The 18,398-nt window shown below is 42.0% G+C and carries 18 protein-coding genes and 1 pseudogene; all 19 read right to left on the bottom strand.

Going from position 1 to position 18,398, the window contains the following annotated elements:
• Position 1: 1 nt before the first annotated feature.
• On the bottom strand, positions 2 to 553 hold the full coding sequence (locus VIM89_RS18140) for a WcaF family extracellular polysaccharide biosynthesis acetyltransferase (protein WP_488157597.1): 552 nt from the start codon (positions 551 to 553) through the stop codon (positions 2 to 4).
• A pseudogene (gene xrtY, locus VIM89_RS18135) lies at positions 540 to 1,953 on the bottom strand (exosortase Y). The gene VIM89_RS18140 and the pseudogene xrtY overlap by 14 nt, the downstream one beginning before the upstream one ends.
• Positions 1,950 to 2,570 carry a class I SAM-dependent methyltransferase gene (locus VIM89_RS18130; RefSeq protein ID WP_488157596.1) on the bottom strand — a complete coding sequence of 207 codons (621 nt, stop codon included), beginning with the start codon at positions 2,568 to 2,570 and terminating at the stop codon, positions 1,950 to 1,952. Before VIM89_RS18130 ends, xrtY begins: the two are co-directional and overlap by 4 nt.
• Positions 2,563 to 3,708 (bottom strand): XrtY-associated glycosyltransferase XYAG1, encoded by a 1,146-nt coding sequence (locus VIM89_RS18125; protein ID WP_488157595.1) that lies wholly within the window; start codon positions 3,706 to 3,708, stop codon positions 2,563 to 2,565. The genes VIM89_RS18130 and VIM89_RS18125 overlap by 8 nt, the downstream gene beginning before the upstream one ends.
• Positions 3,705 to 5,120, bottom strand: coding sequence for an exosortase Y-associated Wzy-like protein (locus VIM89_RS18120; RefSeq protein WP_488157594.1), 1,416 nt, complete (start codon positions 5,118 to 5,120; stop codon positions 3,705 to 3,707). The genes VIM89_RS18125 and VIM89_RS18120 overlap by 4 nt, the downstream gene beginning before the upstream one ends.
• Position 5,121: 1 nt before the next feature.
• Complete coding sequence (locus VIM89_RS18115) at positions 5,122 to 5,967, bottom strand: FkbM family methyltransferase (RefSeq protein WP_488157593.1); 846 nt, start codon at positions 5,965 to 5,967, stop codon at positions 5,122 to 5,124.
• The gene (locus VIM89_RS18110; protein ID WP_488157592.1) at positions 5,954 to 7,111 is read right to left on the bottom strand and encodes a glycosyltransferase family 4 protein; all 1,158 of its coding nucleotides are present in this window, start codon (positions 7,109 to 7,111) and stop codon (positions 5,954 to 5,956) included. Before VIM89_RS18110 ends, VIM89_RS18115 begins: the two co-directional genes overlap by 14 nt.
• Complete coding sequence (locus VIM89_RS18105; RefSeq protein WP_488157591.1) at positions 7,108 to 7,734, bottom strand: class I SAM-dependent methyltransferase; 627 nt, start codon at positions 7,732 to 7,734, stop codon at positions 7,108 to 7,110. Before VIM89_RS18105 ends, VIM89_RS18110 begins: the two co-directional genes overlap by 4 nt.
• Entirely contained in the window at positions 7,731 to 9,020 is a 1,290-nt protein-coding gene (locus tag VIM89_RS18100) for a glycosyltransferase (protein WP_488157590.1), read from the bottom strand. The genes VIM89_RS18105 and VIM89_RS18100 overlap by 4 nt, the downstream gene beginning before the upstream one ends.
• Complete coding sequence (locus VIM89_RS18095) at positions 9,017 to 10,243, bottom strand: glycosyltransferase family protein (RefSeq protein WP_488157589.1); 1,227 nt, start codon at positions 10,241 to 10,243, stop codon at positions 9,017 to 9,019. Before VIM89_RS18095 ends, VIM89_RS18100 begins: the two co-directional genes overlap by 4 nt.
• Position 10,244: 1 nt before the next feature.
• The gene (locus VIM89_RS18090) at positions 10,245 to 10,964 is read right to left on the bottom strand and encodes a class I SAM-dependent methyltransferase (RefSeq protein WP_488157588.1); all 720 of its coding nucleotides are present in this window, start codon (positions 10,962 to 10,964) and stop codon (positions 10,245 to 10,247) included.
• An 18-nt stretch (positions 10,965 to 10,982) separates the two neighbouring features.
• Complete coding sequence (locus VIM89_RS18085; protein ID WP_488157587.1) at positions 10,983 to 12,005, bottom strand: glycosyltransferase; 1,023 nt, start codon at positions 12,003 to 12,005, stop codon at positions 10,983 to 10,985.
• Positions 12,002 to 12,988, bottom strand: coding sequence for a glycosyltransferase (locus tag VIM89_RS18080; RefSeq protein ID WP_488157586.1), 987 nt, complete (start codon positions 12,986 to 12,988; stop codon positions 12,002 to 12,004). The genes VIM89_RS18085 and VIM89_RS18080 overlap by 4 nt, the downstream gene beginning before the upstream one ends.
• 7 nt (positions 12,989 to 12,995) lie before the next feature.
• The gene (locus VIM89_RS18075; RefSeq protein ID WP_488157585.1) at positions 12,996 to 14,045 is read right to left on the bottom strand and encodes an NAD-dependent epimerase/dehydratase family protein; all 1,050 of its coding nucleotides are present in this window, start codon (positions 14,043 to 14,045) and stop codon (positions 12,996 to 12,998) included.
• The gene (locus VIM89_RS18070) at positions 14,042 to 15,193 is read right to left on the bottom strand and encodes a glycosyltransferase family protein (protein ID WP_488157584.1); all 1,152 of its coding nucleotides are present in this window, start codon (positions 15,191 to 15,193) and stop codon (positions 14,042 to 14,044) included. The genes VIM89_RS18075 and VIM89_RS18070 overlap by 4 nt, the downstream gene beginning before the upstream one ends.
• Before the next feature lie 30 nt (positions 15,194 to 15,223).
• Positions 15,224 to 16,099, bottom strand: coding sequence for an FkbM family methyltransferase (locus VIM89_RS18065; protein ID WP_488157583.1), 876 nt, complete (start codon positions 16,097 to 16,099; stop codon positions 15,224 to 15,226).
• Between the two features lie 82 nt (positions 16,100 to 16,181).
• Complete coding sequence (locus VIM89_RS18060; RefSeq protein WP_488157582.1) at positions 16,182 to 16,961, bottom strand: FkbM family methyltransferase; 780 nt, start codon at positions 16,959 to 16,961, stop codon at positions 16,182 to 16,184.
• A 15-nt stretch (positions 16,962 to 16,976) separates the two neighbouring features.
• Positions 16,977 to 17,912, bottom strand: a complete 936-nt coding sequence (locus VIM89_RS18055; protein ID WP_488157581.1) for a glycosyltransferase family 2 protein — start codon at positions 17,910 to 17,912, stop codon at positions 16,977 to 16,979.
• Positions 17,909 to 18,398 (bottom strand): hypothetical protein (locus tag VIM89_RS18050; RefSeq protein ID WP_488157580.1); only part of this gene is annotated, 490 nt, incomplete at its 5' end. The genes VIM89_RS18055 and VIM89_RS18050, both read right to left, overlap by 4 nt.

The following is an 18,398-nucleotide window of genomic DNA, read 5'->3' as shown; positions in this document are numbered from 1 at the left end:
GTTATTCAATAATTCGATCCCTGATCTTAAAGGCTGGATTGCCTTGATAAATGGAATAGGTTTCGAGATTTTTTGTGGCTACAGAGCCGCTGGTAAGCACAGCATGCGAGGCAATTGTAATACCCTGATTTACTATAGCGCCTGCACCAATCCAAACACCATCTTCTAAAGTAACCGCGGCAGTGATCAGGTCGAAAGTAGCTTTTTTATAATTGTGGCTGCCGGTAAGTATGGTAGCGCCCTGAGAAATACAGGAATTAGCGCCAATGGTGATCATCTCTAAACTATCCAACCATACATTTTCTCCTATCCAGGCATTATCGCCGATGGTTAAATTCCATGGATATTTTATGTTCACATACGGTTTTATTGTAATGTTCCTGCCCAGCTTTGCGCCGAAGGCTTTCAGTAAAGATCGTTTAATCCCATAAACCGGGAACAACCCGGATTTAAAAAAGAAGGAGTTGGTATAATGCCACAAGAGCCGTGTAAATGCATTGCCGCCCGGATGGTAGGGGTGATTGTTATATAATGAAAGATCAGTTTTTTGCACCGGCTACAGGTTGTTTATCGTCTCGTTTTACCCAAAAGTAAAGAGTTATGGTAATAATGATATAGATTATAATGTTAAAAATAATATGATGGTCGAGTATCAGCTTTGATTTTTTGTTCCATAACACAGCCAGTAATACAAAACGAAACACATTTAATATTTGAATGCAGATCAATCCTGTCAAAAGAAAAATCAATTTGGCTCTCAATTTTTTAGGATAAGCGATCACAAAGGCCGCGAAGAAACTCATAACGCCCAAGCCCAGGCAGGAATAGATCACATCAATGATACCGTGACCGGCCACCATTAACTGGTAATCATTTGTCAGACAGGAAAAGCCAAATGAGTTAATTATAAATTTAGTAGTCGCAAGCAAAATATGTCTCAAGCCACGGATATAATTAAGATGCTGATCGATGAAGCTGTTATAATGCTTGCCATGCGAAGTCAGACTGAAGAAGAAAATATTAAAATAGTAGAAGAACAGGAATAACCCCAGGAAGACCAGCAAAAAACGTAACGGAGATTCTCTATGCAACTTTTTCATGATCCTGCTGCTTAATGATCTCGTCTATTTTAATATCCACGATCAGCCTGAACCAAAACCCCTGGAGAAAATGGAAGATGATCCCGGTGCGTCCATCCAGTATTCCTAATTGAAAAATGATGCGATGAGTAAAGTAGATCATTGGTCGCACGTAACGCGGCATTTTCCACCATAGCTGCTTGCGCCAGGCCGTTCGCTCATCGGGCGAGCCCCAGAACCTTGGTTTTATGGTTTGCGTGCGCATCTGCATCATCCGTTCCACTTCTTCCTGGGCCACGAGGTCGCTGTACCGATTATGTTTTTCTATCCAGAAACGAATATTATTCTCTTTCAGATTTTCCTCCAGGATGATACTGTCTTTCCATATTTCCAGTTTGCCCGGAACAATGAAGCGGTGGTCCATATTTTCATTGGTATCCGAATAGCCAACCCCGTACCTGAACATTTTAAGCAGGTAAAAAGGGTAGTAGCCACCATGTTTAATCCATCGGCCCTTGAAAAAATTCTTACGATTAAAATAGATACCGTTTACGTCGGCGTGATCCTCGTCTTTAAAATTGATCAACCTTGCTTTTAGTTCAGGGGTAACAGTTTGATCGGCATCAAGGCATATTACCCATGGCGTTGTAACGGGAATATTTTTAAGCGCATAATCCCATTGCCGTGGATGATTTTCGAATTTATGCTGGAAAAATGAAGCGCCGTATTGTTCGCTAATAGTAATCGTATTATCTGTACTGCCTGAATCAAGTATGAAAATAGGTGCATCCAAATCGCTTATTGATTGGAGTAAGCGTCCTAAATGAAGTTCCTCGTTAAAGGTGAGTATGATAAATGAAAACTGCGTATTCAAAGCAATTTTGCTTTTATAACCATCGATTTCCAAAAATAAGGCGCCCGTCCGCAGCCTTTAAACCCGGTTACACTAAAACCTTTATCGGTTAAAAGCTTACTCAGCGTTCCCTTCGACCAGAATTTGATATGCCCCCCATGCCAGGTAGGGTCATGGTGCGAATCCCATTTACCCAAAACAGCCAGCAGAAGGTTCTTCCAGTAGCCGTGATATGGGGTTGAAATGATCAGCTCGCCATTTTTCTGAAGCGCATTCTTACAAAACTCAATAAAGCCGTCCGGATTGTACAGGTGCTCAATTACTTCGGTCGAAATAATAGTATCGATTTTTAACTTTTGCAACTCAACAGGTAATTGATCTGTCGATAGATCCTGAAGAAAAAAGCGATCTGGATATTCTTTTTTTGCTATTGCGATACCATTTTCAGAGGCGTCAGTTCCGTAAGCATCATATCCCTGTTTTACCAGGTAACTTACCAGGTGGCCGTTACCGCAGCCAAGATCAAGTATACAACGGTTGGCATCTTTATTCAGCATGGAAAACAATGCGTCATGCAAATAAAAAAAAGTGTGGCTCGGCTCGTTGGTGGTAAAGCCGTAATCTTTGTATTCAGCCATTATTAATGATTTGATTGTACATGCTGATATATTTTTCTGTGAGACTTGTCTCGTCAAAATCCCTGCGGATAATACCCGGCGCAGCCTGCGTAATGCGGGCTAACTTATCTTTCTGATCAAATATTTTGTTAATATAAGCACTAATGTCCTTTTCGTCCAGTTCGCATACCCAACCGAGGCTATTTGCTGATACATAATCAGCCAGACCGACATATTTGCTTACCAATACGGCCGTACCGACACTCAGGCTTTCTATTACCACATTCCCGAAATTTTCATCATGCGAGGGTAATACCATCAGGTCGTGCTGCTGCAATACCTCAAATTTATTTGCACCCTGAAAACCTATCCAGCTAACGCGATCTGCAATCCCGTTATTTGTTGCGATTGCTTTTAGCTGATTGATATAATCTGCTTCCCCATCGCCTGCAATTGTCAGATGGTAAGGAATAGTAACCGAGGTTAAAGCATTCAATAAAATGTCCAGTCCTTTTTTCTCTTCTATTCTTGAAAAGAATAAAAGCTTTAATGGTGAATTATCTGGAAACTCGTTCCTTTCATCGTTTATTCTTTCAGACAGGGCTACAAAGTTGGGAATAGTTACGATTCTTTTTGGCGGGATAATATTTTCAATGGCCCGTCTTTCCCTGTCAGATGTAACGTGAAAGGAGGATTTTTTTAGCAATCTTTTTCCAAGCCAGCTGTGAATGATCCGCTTTGATAAACTATTTTTATTGCTGAATGAATAGGCGCTTAAAGTACCTCGTGGTGAAATGACAACGGGAACCCGGCGTTTTATAGCAATCCAGCAGGATAACACGGATACGAGGTTCCACCAGGCGTGTATATGGATCACATCAAAGTTTCGGGCTTCTTTCCATAGCTTCTTTAGTAAAGCAGGCGAAAAATGCGTATGATCTTTGGTCAAACGTTTAAAATAGGTTACCAGCACACCATCAACCATCACCCGCTCATCCGGAACAACCTGCAGTTCGGTATCTCCATTTGCAGTGGTTGTGAAAACTTCTGTATAGCACTCCGCTTTGGCTAGCTGCTCGCTTAATTTCGATACAGACATCGTAGGACCGCCATAGATATAGGCAGGTTTATACGATGCATTTATCTGGAGTATCCTCAAGCGTGTTTTAAGACGTTAGTCACCATCAATATTTTTTGGATGAGCAACATGCTCACATAGCTCCAAAAAACCGTGTTAGCGATGAATTCAAAACTAAGACCGCGCCACATAATCTGGAACAGCCCGCTGAATATGAGGGCGGTCCCTAAAACATATCCCCCAAATAATCTTTCGGCTTTTATCGAGATCAGTTGAGCAGTGGCACCATAGATGAAAAGGAAAATAAATACACCAAAACCGCCGAATGAAAGATAGGCATCTACAATAAATGCAGGCTTTGCGGATACATTGGATCCGACATTAATTACGCCCGCATCATAAACCCGTTGCATAACCAGGTTTTCGGTTATTGGTTTCGACGGCCAGAATATGCGCGGTACCAATGCCATTCCCGACTGTTTTACCAATGTTAAACCATAATAATTTACAAATTGCGGGGTCGATTTTGCAAACTGAGTGAACATGGAAACCTCACTGAGCCTGAAAGTTAAAAATCCCCAGTTACTGTCATCGCCGGCATACGGAGATGAATCTTTATTTAACGCGGCATCCAAAGCAATTTGAGACGCTTGTTCGGCATCGACATCATCAGACCAGGCATTCTCCCGGAATATCTTATTGTAATTGGGCAGAAATATGAACAAAAAAATAAGAGCGGGAATAAAGGTCGCTATCACCAGTTTTTTATAATTCGGATATAAAAAAATACCCAAAACAAGAACGCTTATAATGATAGGCTCTTTAAAACCTGATGTGAGCGCTGCATAGAAATTAAAGAAATATAGAATTATGCAGATAATGGTGTTCCATATCTTTTTCCGGGGTATAGCAAACGCTAATGCAAGCGTCCCGGCTATGAAACTCAAAGAGCTAAACTGGTTACCAAACTGTGCCAAACCCGAGGTTTTCAGAAAGAGAATGGAAACAGGCAGTGTCACCCAGGCAATAACAAAAATAAGGTTCGCTATTTTATCGGCGTCCACATGATATTTCTGTTTTTTGGGGTATTTCATAAACATCAGTATCCCCGTTACAAAAGCGGCATGGCCAAGGCAATAATAGCGCTGACATTCAGCGGTAAGATTGAGCTTTTCGTGGTCAATTAAAAAATAGGGCGTAGTTTTATGAAAATTTTCATACCCGAGTACATTTAAGAAAAAGAAAATAGTAGTACTGCACATGTACCCTGCAAAAATGATCTGAACCAATATAATTGGCCTCATGAGTTGCTCGCCAAATGTCAGGTCATCAGGCAATGGTCTTACCCAACCGCTCAATGTGAGATAAAAGATCAGGAATGAGCCAAGCCACGCAATGATAAATGATAGCTGGGGATCTGATTTAAAAATCAGCGCCAACAGCCAGGGCATATATAAAGTCAGGTATTTCTCAACTGCGAAGTTGGTTTTCATTTTATGAAGGTATGCAAAACAGGTTTCCGCTTATTGCTGCCGAAGCGTGTTGTATGAGCTCACAGCCTACAGGCGTAACCTGGTACAATGTATAACTTAAAGAGCTCAAAAAATCAAAACATTCGCTGAAATTCTGGGCATTGGCTTCCCAGTAATTTTTATCGTACTCAAAAATTATACGCGGCTTATGTTTCCCGATGGTTTGCTTTAGCCCGAGCAATACCTGGTATTCAAAACCTTCAACATCTATTTTTACCAGATCAAGCCGGTTTAACGCTTTGATATCTGGTATCTCGTCTGCGACTTTAATGATCACATGCTGAACTTCGGTGCCGGGCTGATTGCTGGATATATTAAAAGTCCCCTGGTTCCAGTTTCCCTTGCTGATATGAAAGTCGGCTTCGCTTTCGGCGTTTGAGAGGGCATAGGGAAACAACTTCACATTATCAGCTTTATTAAGTTTGATATTCCGGCTAAGTTTTTCCTGTAAATGGACAAGCGGCTCGAAGGCAAATACCTTCCCCTGTTCGCCTACCGACCTTGACATGCGGATACTTTGCAGACCGATGTTGCCGCCTATATCCAATGCCACATCTCCGGGCCGGAGTGATATTTTGATTAGTTTATTGGTAGCGTTCTCATAAGTCCCGCCGCTTAATATGGCCCATTCGATATAATTATCAGCGCTGGTATAAATAGCGATGTCTTCATCAGTAAGCCATACTATCCCGTTAGTCATTGTGGTTTTAAGTTCACCGGAAGGTTTAAACCATCGCGATAATCTTTCTTTTCCGGGTAGCTTCCAGTTTCTTGTAAAAGAGAGTTTAATCTTATCAGATCGTTTCATTCAGTTTATTTTCTATCGCTTCGGCAATTCTAGCCAAAGTCCAGTCTTGTATGATGTCTTTACTGTTATGGCCGTATTTATGAAGCACAGCTTTTGAATTTATCAATTTTTTCAGTGCTATTATCAGGTCAGCCAGGTGTTTACTTTGAAAGATCGCGCCGTTATATTTTTCTTTTACGAGATCAATAGCGCAACCGACTTTATCAGAAACCAATATTGCCCTGCCACAAGCCATTGCTTCGTTTACCGCTAAACCCCACGTTTCGCCGGGACCTTGCGAGGGCAAACAAAATAAATCGGCAGCCTGGTAAGCCGCAGGCATGGCCTTTTGATTTTGGAAAGGCATGAAATGGATATTCTCAGCATTATCAGCCTGCAATTTCAGGGCGTTCTCAAGTGCACCGTTCCCGATAAACAATAAATGTGTGCCAGGTTTCTTTATTGAAAGAAAAGCTTCCAATAGTAGCAAAGGTGATTTTTTGTTTTCCAGCTTTCCCGCAAAAAGTATCAGTATATCATCGCTCTTAATATCCAGCTTTTCTCTCAATAATTGAGCTTCTGCGTGTCTGTCTTCTGCGAACCTGTCATTATCGATAGCATGCGGAGCAAAGCTTAACTGACTGTCCTTTAAACCATATTTTTTAAAGTAATCCTTATTCCTGGCGCCCACATTAAAAGCATGGTCTATATGCTTGTAAACCCATTTTAGATAAATGGATTTGAGCACGCTTTTTATACCACCAGTTTCATCAAGCAAAGTAGAGTCGCCGCGAAAAAACACAGGTATCCTGTTCTTGAAATACCTTATCGCTTTTAAGTGCCCATGATATGCCCATCCAAAAAACAATATGGCATCGGGTTGCCATTTAATTATTTGCCCTGCCAGGTTTGGGTTGATTATCCCTTTAAAATGATGGGTGCCGGGAGCATCAGAGGTATTCAACGCCCATTCGTAGGGGTAACCGTCTAATAGCGGAATATCCCAGTTTACCTTTTGTTCAAAACCGGGATCATATTTATCTAAAGCTTTTTCTCCCCAGGTATAGTAAACGTTGATTGATATATTATTCCGTTCGTGCAGCAGCTTAAACACTGGTGCGTAGTATTGGATTGGGTGGGTGGTAACTATTGCCAGCTTTTTCATTTCTGACATTCAAACGCCACTGCGCCATAAAAACGGCCTTCCTCTTCTACCAGCGCGAATTCTTTTTCGGTTGAATCTCCGAATTTACAAGGGCGAATATTGCGGAAGCCGGCTTGCTGCAGTTCATGATGCAGTGAGCGGTAATCCCACATCCATAAATGCTTTGAATTGCCATACAGCTTCATTAATACCGACCTGAACCCCGAGCCCCGGTCTTCTATTCCGAGCATGGTGCTTCTCATAAATTCACTCGCAGGTGAATCCTGCTTGTCATAATTTTCTATGTACGCGTCGATGGCCGCCTTCAGATCCGGCATAACGGCCCTGAATATTCCGTCCGGCTTCAATATAGTGTGCGTATTTTTTAATGCTTTTTTGAAATCGTTATAAGCTAAATGCTCCAATATGTGAGAACAATACACCGCATCGCAATTCCCGGACTGCTCCGGCAAGCCTTTTACAATATCGCCATACTTAACATTTTCGGGGAAACGTTGAGAATTACGGGTATAAAACTTACCTATTAATGGAAGCCTTTCGTAGCGAAGGGTAGGAGATGCATCATAATTTACCCATCCATCCGGCGCTGTAAATCCACACCCATATTGCACATACCTTTTCATATATTATTGGTCATTATTTTATCAAACAAATGGCATTGCTGCCTCGTCATATTTTCGGCACTGTATTTTTTAATGGCACTTTTATTATAATTCTGCGGAGTGTTAGGGCCGTTAATTATGTCTCTAAAAAAATCGATAACTTTTAGGCTGATATTATCAGTTGAGTCATAAGAATAGGCAAATTTTACCCCATAGTCTTTTAGTACACTTATAGCCGGGCTTTCCGAGTTAAATATGGTCAGCAAAGGCTTCCCGGTTAAAAGGTAAGGGTAAATTTTTGATGCCGTGTATTTCGGATCGTCCGAGCCAGGAATAAATAAAGCATCGGCCTGGTTAAGTGTGATCAGCGTTTGATAGTAGCTGATCCGGTCGGTGATCTCGACAACATGGTCATCCAAGCCATATTGTTTTGCCAAAGGCGAAATTGTTGGTTTACCTTGTCCCCTGGGTGCATAGCTGGTACCAATAAAATAAACCTTCAGCTTGCCGTACGTTTCCTTCTCGGTTTGTAAACCTTGTTGCAAAGCTTTGAACAATACCCCTACCGCTTTATGCATATCGGCCCCGCCGCGCCCAATGTAAACCAGGTTGGTAAATCCCGGCTGAATTAAGCTTTTAAATAAATCTCGGTTCTTTTCAGCAATTTCCATGTCCGGTTCAAAGGCTCCGAAAGTAATTGTTGCTTCCGGAACATTCTTTATAGCCGGGTATCTTGTTTTCAGATCATTGATATATTGTTCCGACACTGCCATTAAACCATCCAATTGCTTCATCGCTATTGGTTCCAGGTATTTGTTTAAGCGATAAGAGAACCAGTATTTAGGAGGACGCTGGTGTTTGGGCTTGTCCTTATAATATTCGGAATGCCAGGGATCCTGCATGTCGATCACATAAGGGATATTGAATTTCTTTTTCCAATACTTTCCCAGGACACAGATCGGGAATTGCGTAGTGGAAAAATAGATCAGGTCAAACTTATATGCATGCAACAGCTGGTTTACTTTTTTTTTGTAAAATGGCAATGAACGTAATGCTATATTCCCCAAGCCAAGCCTGGAAGTCCATGTTTTATCTAATGCATTTACCTGGTGGATTGTGATATCAAGTGGTATGCTTTGTATTAATAAATCATCCTTCGCAAGATCTGAATACCTGGGATCTACCGTAACGACTTCGGCGTCCCATCCAAAGTTTTTAAAGTAAGGAAGGCTCATCCGTATCCGTTGCATGTCGGCAACGTTTACAGGCGGGAAATAAGGTGATATGATTAATACCTTTCTGTTCATCCCCGTGTTAATGTTTGTTCTACCAGGCTCAGGAACTTTTTGCTTTCATCTTCCCAGTTTAGATGCTGGTGCGCAGTATTTAAAGCAGCTTTGCGTGTCTCAAAAAGCTTATCCCTGTTTTGGTGATAATATGAAAGAGCTTCGGCTAAAGCCTGTACGTTGCCTCCCTCGTATAATTTACCAATGGACGGATATTGGGTCATCAATTCTGTTTGAGCCGATGTGTCACTGGCAATTACGGCAAGTCCCGATTGTATGTAGGTGAATATTTTGTTTGTTAAACAGATGTCACGGTTAAACGGCGTGTTCTTTTCCAATGCCAGGCCGATATCAAACTGATTCGCAAACGCGATAATCTGGTCAGGTGGAATTGGTTCATGAAAATGGATTTTATCGGGCTGATTATTCAACCTTTTTGAAAAATCGCTTTTGACAGAAGTCTCGGCATCACCTAATAAATGCAGCTCGAAAGGGTAATTGTTTAGTAGTGCTAATGCCTCTATAACATCTTCCAAACCTCTTCCTGCGCCTACAGTTTGTGAAAACCAGAATAACTTTATTGATTGATCTGCATGTGGATTTATTTCTAACCGTTTATCTGATTCAAAAACATTATTGATGACCACATTTTTTAAACCGGGGTACAATTTTTCGTATTCCCTTGAAATTAACGGACTTGCTGTCGTAAGGTAATCTGCCTCCGCCAAATACTTGTCGTCCAGGTATTTTGAGATTTTGAAATAGAATGAATTGGTATCGTCATCCGCCTCCCGTCTGTGGAAGTCTTCTGCATCAAACCCGCATTTCGCGTTATTCATTTTTGCTGCTTTCACTGCCGCAGGTAATGCTGCATGCACATGTGCTATATAAAGATCAGCCTTAATTGATTTTGCCTTTTTTAGCAGATCAGGATAAGTTCGCCCTTTTGCAATTTCTGCAATGCCAAATTTCAGCGTCAGGTTTTGAGCGGTGAACCTGAATAATTTTACCCGAAGGCGTGTATAGAAATAAAGAAGTTTGTTTTTATAGGGTGATCCGCCCGCTAACACCGGTATCCATGCGACTTTTTGGAATAGTAATTTGTCTGATTCCCAGGCCCATTGATTCCAGTACGAATAGATCACATAAACTTTATATCCGGCCTGCGTTAAAGCATTTGCCTCCTTTACTAAGCGGGGATTAGTTGAGGGCTGGCCGACAGAAAGCAAAACGATCTTTTTCAAATTACTTTACGCAATCCACATACAATGAGTGATTGCTGTGGTTTTCAAGGTCGTCTTTTAATTGATCGTCCAGTGACTCCCGGAAATTTTGCCTGGTTATTTTATTGAATCCGTGTTTAGACAAAACATAATGCAACCCTTCAAAATCGTATGCATATTTATGCTCGCCGTCCTGCCTGAAAACATGGTTCAGGATAGCGACTTTTGTGTCAAAACCTTTTGGAAGCGCATGAATATCATATCCTAAGCCGTTCCATAAACCTTCATCATTTTTGGCATAAGCCATTATGAATTTTTCAATGTCGGGAACGGCAATCCTTAAAACGGCCCCTTTTTTCATCACTCTTCTGCATTCATCTAAAAAGAACGTTACTTCCGATTTTTTATCCAGGTGTTCAAAAAAATGCTCAACCCTTATCCGGTCGACAGTCCCATCTTTAAAAGGCAAATGTTTTCTCGAATCGAATGTAAACGAAACGTTTCTAAGGTTCACTAAGTCGACATTCACCCACCCGTCAAAACCAAAGGGACCGCAGCCAATATTTAAGCTGATGTTTTCGGCAGACAGGAATTTTTTGACCGTCATTCGCTTTATGGGATTGAGCCGGTAGTTCATCCTGCTCCTGTAGGCCCGGAACTCGACTCTAAGAATAGTAAGTATCTCCGGCGTAACCGGCGATATTTTGGTGACCATCTTACCTATTCTTTGTTTTATAGTCATAATATGATATTAAGATTTTTATGGTTCATTAAATAAATTTAGGTATTGATTTGAAATCGTTTTAACATCAAATCGTTCCTCAGCCACCTTACGGCAAAGTATTCTATTGATATGCCCAATGCCTTTCACCGCATTAACCATATCTTCGGACGTTGTCGTAATTACTCCGGTCTGTTTATCAACAACTTCGGGTACAGAGCCCCTGTTAAAAGCAATAACCGGGGTACCGCATGCCATAGCTTCGGTCATTACCATACCAAACGGTTCATCCCACTCAATGGGGAATAGCAAAGCCTTTGACTGTCCGAGGTATTTATTTTTTGCCTCATCATTTAACGGGCCCAGGTAAACTATCTGCTCCCCGTCGATCTGCGGTTCGATCTCTGTTTTAAAATATTCGTAGTTATCAGCCGTATGCGATATGTTTCCGCCAATGATCAGCTTATCGCCTGTTTGCTTTGCAATCTGTATAGCGGTATGTACGCCTTTTATGCGGTCAAGCCTTCCCAAAAACATCAACGGGGCATCTTTAGCGACATTTTCCTGCAATTGGTATTGGGAAAAATCGATGGCATTATAAACAGTCTTCCAGTTACCCGCCACATTTCCGGTTGACACGCAATAATTGCTGCATGCCGTAAAGATCAAATTACGGTTAGGCAGACTGGCGAAAAATTTGATGCCTTTTGTGGAAACCGGGCGGCCATAGGTCATGATCTTTTTCACGCGGCTGTTCAGAACGGGAAGCAGATAAATCAACCGCCCAAAATTGTGGATCAGGTCGAAATTCTTTTTATTCTTTGACAAGTATCGCCACACAAACAGCATTTCTTTTTGTCGTTGTCTGTCTGAACGGTTTAAATCATTTACCCCAAAAGTTACTGTCTCACCGTTGCAATGGGAATCAGGCCCGGCGAGTATTGTAACCTGGTGCCCTAATTTGATATATTCTTCAGCAAAAAGATAAACCAAACGCTCGTGTCCGCCATACAGCGGTGGGGGTACCGGAATACCCGGATCCATTATCAATAGTATTCTCATGGATAAACCGTGCCGACCAGGTCAAGCATAGCCTGTGCACTTTTTTCAAGAGTAAGGTTTTGCAAAATATAATCTCTTGGATGATAGGTTCCTGCTTTTACGTTTTCCCAGAAACCTTCTATTTTTTCATTGAAATCATTAGGATCAGTAAACTTCATCCCGCAGGTTTCATCAAAAAATGGAACCGAGCTTGCAGGTAATGGCTTTGGCTCATTCCAATCGGTTTCCAAATGCGGATCGAGATACCAGCCCTGGTCCCAGGCAAATACAGGAACATTCATGGACATGGCCTCGCAACAGGCAAACCCCTGGCTTTCATGCTCGCACAGGAATACCATTGCTTTGCTTTGGTTGAGTAAGTCGAAATATTCCGCTTCTTTATAATTACCATAGACTATTTCGGTGTAGCTCAATCCCAACTGCTCAAGCTTGGCTATAATAGGGCGTGCGAGTTTATCATAAGTCTCCTGCTTGTTCCACATGATCTTATTGTAGATCAGGATGTCGAACTGCTTTGACGCGGCACTATCCGGCGACCATTTTTTTGTATCGATCCCCGCAGGCCAGATGCCGCATTTATCGCCGCCATAATGATTAGCATACAAATCCCTCGTCCATTCCGAATGTTGCAGGTAGGTAGCTACCGGGTATTTCTCAAACAGATCGGGCCATTCGCTGGGGTGCGTCATCAGCGCAATACCGGCGATGATCTTATTAGGAGCAGAATAGTCTTTTAAAGCGTAACGCCCGCTGCCGAGCACAACTACCGGTTCTCCCGGTTGTATTTTTTTGAAAGGCAGGTTGACATCATAATCAACTTTGAGTTCGTCAAGCCCTTTACACAAATTGATGAATACCTTTTGGATTCCGCCGATCTTTTTTCCTTTAACTAATTGTCTAATTGCAGGTAGTACATACCGATCGCCGGAAATAAAGCGGTCGGATGGGGGAGGTATGCGGAAATAAAGATGCAGCTTGCGCATTAAAATTTCAGATCCGTTTTTTCCAGGATTCCACTATTTGTTTAATAGTTTCTTCCAGGCTGACGGTGATATCCCAGGATGGATAATGTGCTTTCATCTTACGCAGATCGCTGTAATAGCAAATATGGTCGCCCTCCCGGTTTTTATCTACATATTCATAAACCTGTGCTTTCCCCGAGAATTTTTCGGTAATGGAAAATGCCTCCCATATGGAACAGGTATTGTTTTTACCACCACCGAGATTATACACCTCACCCTGGCGCGGCGTATTAATAAATAGATCCATAAACCTCACAATATCATACGAGTGAATATTATCTCTCACCTGCTTGCCCTTATAGCCAAACACGCTGTATTTTTTACCCTCAAGGTTGCATTTTACCAGGTAACTCAAAAAGCCATGCAATTCTACACCGGTATGATTAGGCCCGGTTAGGCATCCGCCCCGCAAACAGCAGGCGGGCATGTTAAAATAGCGGCCATATTCCTGCACCATAACATCAGCTGCTACCTTGGAGGCGCCGAATAACGAGTGCTTGGATTGATCTATGGTAAATGTTTCAGCTATACCATGTATATACGCGTCATCATCATAGTCCCACCTGGTTTCCAGTTCCTTCAGGTTTATTTTATTGGGAGCATCTCCGTACACTTTATTCGTGCTTAAAAAAATAAAAGGAGACTCAGGAGCAAATTGGCGGACAGCTTCCAGCATATTCAGGGTACCCACTGCATTTGTATCAAAATCATCAAAAGGGATAGCTGCGGCGCGGTCGTGGCTGGGTTGTGCGGCCGCATGTACAATAGCATCAGGTTTAATTTCCTTAACCAGGTTCAGGATTGCCGCCCTGTCCCTGATATCAATTTCATGATGCTTGTAATTTTTTAAAGTATCGATCAGCCTGTCGCGATTCCAGATGGTGTCGCCCTGTGGGCCAAAGAAAACGGCCCTTTGATTATTGTCTACGCCGTGAATTTCGTAACCCTTTTCAGCAAAATAGACACAAACTTCTGAACCAACTAAACCGGCTGACCCGGTAACTAATAATTTTTTCATATGCCCAGCGTACGTATCAGTTTATTTAAAGAGTTTGGTATGGTGTGTTCGCTTAAGGCCCGTTTTTGTCCGTTAACTTTTAGCATATTTCGTTTTTTATGATCGCTTTTTAATTCTTTTACCTTCTCTACAAAATCTTCAGCATTATGATACAGCGCTATTTCCTGCTGCGGCTCGTACAGGTTTTCGATGCCCTCGGTCCATTCCGTCAGATAACATGCACCCAGCATAGGGGCCTCGATATCCCGTAATCTCGAATAAGTGTCCGGCCTGTCAATCGGAAAATGATAGGAGGGGTATCTATTAATGCCCACGGTGATCATGCTTGCTGCTGTCAATACTTTGTATTGCTCTATCTGGTGATCACCTTTATATTTTCCTAAAATGGACGCATCCGTTTCATATGGATAGTTCAGGCTTTTCAATTTGTTGTAATAGGCATTTATTCCGTAGTTTTTTACAAAACTCAACTGGTTTTGAACGCGTTTGGTGAATGCCTGATTTTGCATAGACGGATCCGCTGCCGACGCTCCTTTTTTCCACCCGCTTCCATAAACGGCCAATGGGATGTCAGGATATAGTTTTATAACTTCTTCAATCAACAATTTACGTTGAATGTCCTTCGATCCTAATAAGGTAACCTGGTTGTATACTTCGTCTTTTATTACCCTGTCTTCTGGTGCCACCCATACCGGCATTGGCAGATGAATAAATTTAAACCCGGCCGAATTATACATTTCAAGAGCTTTGTGCTCCGGAACCCAGTTAAGATCAAACACCTCGTAAGCAGCAGGGATTTTCCTGAATTCCCGTACGTTATCACAAAAGAAATTAACGCACGGGATACTCATTTTCTGGATCTCTTTTATAGCCGATTTGTCAACCTGGTATGGATACAAATAGCCTAAAAAGATATCTACAGGATTTGCTTTGAGCCAGGCAACAGTGTTATCCCATGTTTCCTCTTTCCACTTTAATTGCTCTGATTCGCTTTTGGGTACCAGGCCCAACGCCCAGTCAGCGTCCGGGCATTCTACCCATTGATGGCCCGCTTCTTCAATTCCATTCTTAATATAGCGTTGCCAAAAATCATATGCCGGAATAGGGTAACGTTTATCAGATTGCAGAAAGGCAAGAAATATCTTCATTTTATTCCGGTAGTAGGGGAATGCATAGCCTTATTCGATGGCTGAAAATTTAGATTCATGAACAAACAGGACATTTGCATGCGACATTTTTAAGTTATTTAACTTATCGATGATCAGTTCAGCTCCGCGCATTTCAAAAGCATAGGCTTCGTAGCCATATTGTGAAAGGAAATCGGCAATTACACCCGCTCTTTTAGTCGATTTTTCATTTTCTGAAGGTATATCGGCTTCTAAAACCAAAAAGGGTTTGTCGGCGGTCAAAATTTGAATACAGCCATTTAAAACCTCCATCTCGAAGCCTTCCACATCACATTTTATAAAATCAATTGGTTTTTCTCTCGATGCTAACACAGCATCCAAGGTAACCAGTGCAACGTCTATCGCTCCATCTTCTGCACTATCGGTAATGCTGTTAAATGCCGATTCGGTGATCGGTTTATTAAGCATCTTCACCGAGCCTTCATGGTCGCCAACGGCTGCGTTATGAACGGTTACATTTGGTTTATTTAAGTTTTTTTGAGCAAGCTGATAAACTGCCGGGTTTGGCTCAAAACAAGCAATTTTTCCCGTTTCGCCTACTAACCTTGAGGCCAATAACGCTTCATAACCAAAGTGAGTGCCGACATCCACTACGGATTGCCCCGGGCCAATCAGTTTTAGCATTAATGCAGTCAGTGCAACCTCACTGTAACCAAAACTCATCAGGATGGAAGAGACCACTTCGCCGGTGATAACGTTCATTTTATCTCCAAAAAATAAAGGGACGTTGACCTCCCGGTTGATCTTCATTTTTCGTAAAATGATCGGGTATAAAACAGGGAGCCTTCGCCAATAACAGGCAAAGCCCCCTTTATCATTTATTCTAATACGTTCGGTTAGCTTATGGAATAGGAGTTCGTTCTTCATTAAATTTTTTAGGGCGATGGGATAAGCTGGTGATAAATTGCTGGTCTCCATCATTTATTTTGCATCACGCTTGGCTAAGATATTAGTTTGACGCAGATAATCCTCTTTTTCTGAATAATACATCAATCTGGCCTAATTCTGCCCCCACCGGCGTTGAATGACCAAACGCATATATATCAATATTGAGGGATGCCAGGTAGTTGGCAATATCCAGAAAGAGCGCCTGCTTTTGATAGTATTCTTTAAAGGATACCTCAACGATGAGGTAACTGACCTGATTAAGGTATTTGCCTGCTCCTTTTAAAACTTCCAGCTCATATCCCTGCACGTCAAGTTTCATTACACCCGGAACCGGCAGCTTACCTTCATCAATCAAAGTATCGAGCCGTTTAACTTCCACTTGTTCCTCGCTGCTTTTTTTAATGTTGAATTGCTCGTATACCAGCGGAGCAACATCCAGGATGCTTGAAGCATCAGAAAAACTGGTTACATTAATGGTCATCTCTTTATTCTCATCTCCCAAGCAGAATGAATGGATATGCGAATTTGATAACCCCTTGATATTTTCCCCGAATTTCTGAATATGGTTTTTAAGAGGTTCAAAGCCATGTATCTCCGCATCAGGGAAAAGCGATTTTGCAAGGACTGTCCAGGTGCCGATGTTGGCTCCTATGTCAAAAATAACCCCGGTGGTAAATCCATCTTTTTTTATCAGCTCCAATAACTCGAGGCTATCCAAATAACCCAGGCCCAAACCTGCGGCCGGCGTTCCTTTCAGCCTGTTTTTTCTTTTACGTCTGTTAATCGCTATCGCCAGTCTGTCAATAATTACCAGTGGATTATAAAATAGTGATAGCCGCATATTTAGTTTAAAACGCTATGATCTGTTAGTAAAAGCGCGCCTTAGGCGCAATAATTGCTCGGTTCTTTTAAATCCGATTTTTTTATACAGCATACCCAAAGCTCCTTTTTCAGGAACGTGGAAATTAGGGTCTAACTCAAATATCCATTTTACAATTTCTACGGCATCATTAAGATAGTCCCGTGCCATCCAGTGGGCTAACGGCCAAAGTACCGTGCTTGCTGCCTTTTTCCTGTTCGCAGTTAATTGTTCTTTACGTTCCAGCTCTCCCAGGATCTTTTTATAGATGTGAATATGCTGCCAATTGGTCACCTGCGCTTTCCAGCCGGAATAATTTCCCTGCATTTGCCCCTGGTGAATGACCCAGTAACCGGCGCAGCCTTCAGCGAATGCAATTTTGGGTTCGAGTAATCCATATTCTAACAGGAACATCCTGTCCTCTCTGAAAGCAAAATCAGGGCGTCGTGGTATTTTTTTTACCCATTCTGTCTTAAACAACATACCTAAAAAATGGCTGCCGTATCCGCTGCCTAATTGCACCTCCATAAAGTCAGTCCATGGTTCCATCTCAGGAAAATCAGTGATTTTTTCCGTTTGCTGATCGTAGTTATTGACTTTAGAATAAACCAGGTCTGCTCCGGTTTCCCTGGCTTTTGCAAACTGTTTATCAATCGTTCCTTCAGCCAAAAAATCATCGCTGTCCAGGAAACGGATATATTCACCGGTAGCCCTACTCACGCCGTTGTTTACTGCATAAGTTTGTCCCTGGTTTTCCTGTCTTATGGCAATGACATCAGGCTGGGAAATCAACCAATCCCAGGTTCCATCGGTACTGCCGTCGTCAACCACAATGATCTCCGTTTTGCATTCGGTATTGCGGCAACTGTCAACAGCGCGGGGCAGGCACCAAAGGCGGTTGTAGGCGGGAATAACAACGGATATGTCCGTCATTTTTTAAATAACTTTTTGATAAAATTCCTTAACTGAAAATATTGTTTTACAACAGGGTACTTCAGGTAGGCCAAATTCTTTGCGTTTTCAGTATTGGTTATATAAAACATACTGCTGGCATAACTTTCCGAACTAAGAAGATTCCGTATCACATCTTCATTTTCGGTGAGCTTATAGTCTTTGGAAACATAATCAAGCATATTCAATTTATACCACATGGCAAGCTTTTCATTATCCCTTAATTTCTGCCTGAAACTATCTATCAGCCTGAATCCGTTACTCGTAAACAGATCATGCCAAAATTCTCGTGGCTGGCAATTGATATGACCATGTCCCCCCTGGCCGGGTACCGCGGCTGAAAAAATAACTACCGGTGCGCTTTGTGTCAAATATTTTATCAAATGCTCCGAGCTTGCCGGGTTTAAGTGCTCTCCGACTTCGGTACAAATGGCCAGATCGAATTTCTTATTGCCCAAAAACTGCTCT

It is taken from the genome of Mucilaginibacter sp., assembly GCF_036568825.1.
In the GTDB taxonomy this organism is placed as follows: Bacteria; Bacteroidota; Bacteroidia; order Sphingobacteriales; family Sphingobacteriaceae; genus Mucilaginibacter.
Note: the sequence above shows the minus strand (reverse complement) of the source record. Positions and strands in the feature narration are given on the sequence as shown.

What these genes read in the sequence shown, in the direction of transcription:
- VIM89_RS18130 (WP_488157596.1), bottom strand. Translation starts at nt 2,570, where the DNA reads ATGGCTGAATACAAAGATTACGGCTTTACCACCAACGAGCCGAGCCAC.
- VIM89_RS18120 (WP_488157594.1), bottom strand. Translation starts at nt 5,120, where the DNA reads ATGAAAACCAACTTCGCAGTTGAGAAATACCTGACTTTATATATGCCC.
- VIM89_RS18115 (WP_488157593.1), bottom strand. Translation starts at nt 5,967, where the DNA reads ATGAAACGATCTGATAAGATTAAACTCTCTTTTACAAGAAACTGGAAG.
- VIM89_RS18110 (WP_488157592.1), bottom strand. Translation starts at nt 7,111, where the DNA reads ATGAAAAAGCTGGCAATAGTTACCACCCACCCAATCCAATACTACGCA.
- VIM89_RS18105 (WP_488157591.1), bottom strand. Translation starts at nt 7,734, where the DNA reads ATGAAAAGGTATGTGCAATATGGGTGTGGATTTACAGCGCCGGATGGA.
- VIM89_RS18100 (WP_488157590.1), bottom strand. Translation starts at nt 9,020, where the DNA reads ATGAACAGAAAGGTATTAATCATATCACCTTATTTCCCGCCTGTAAAC.
- VIM89_RS18090 (WP_488157588.1), bottom strand. Translation starts at nt 10,964, where the DNA reads ATGACTATAAAACAAAGAATAGGTAAGATGGTCACCAAAATATCGCCG.
- VIM89_RS18085 (WP_488157587.1), bottom strand. Translation starts at nt 12,005, where the DNA reads ATGAGAATACTATTGATAATGGATCCGGGTATTCCGGTACCCCCACCG.
- VIM89_RS18080 (WP_488157586.1), bottom strand. Translation starts at nt 12,988, where the DNA reads ATGCGCAAGCTGCATCTTTATTTCCGCATACCTCCCCCATCCGACCGC.
- VIM89_RS18075 (WP_488157585.1), bottom strand. Translation starts at nt 14,045, where the DNA reads ATGAAAAAATTATTAGTTACCGGGTCAGCCGGTTTAGTTGGTTCAGAA.
- VIM89_RS18070 (WP_488157584.1), bottom strand. Translation starts at nt 15,193, where the DNA reads ATGAAGATATTTCTTGCCTTTCTGCAATCTGATAAACGTTACCCTATT.
- VIM89_RS18065 (WP_488157583.1), bottom strand. Translation starts at nt 16,099, where the DNA reads ATGAAGAACGAACTCCTATTCCATAAGCTAACCGAACGTATTAGAATA.
- VIM89_RS18060 (WP_488157582.1), bottom strand. Translation starts at nt 16,961, where the DNA reads ATGCGGCTATCACTATTTTATAATCCACTGGTAATTATTGACAGACTG.
- VIM89_RS18055 (WP_488157581.1), bottom strand. Translation starts at nt 17,912, where the DNA reads ATGACGGACATATCCGTTGTTATTCCCGCCTACAACCGCCTTTGGTGC.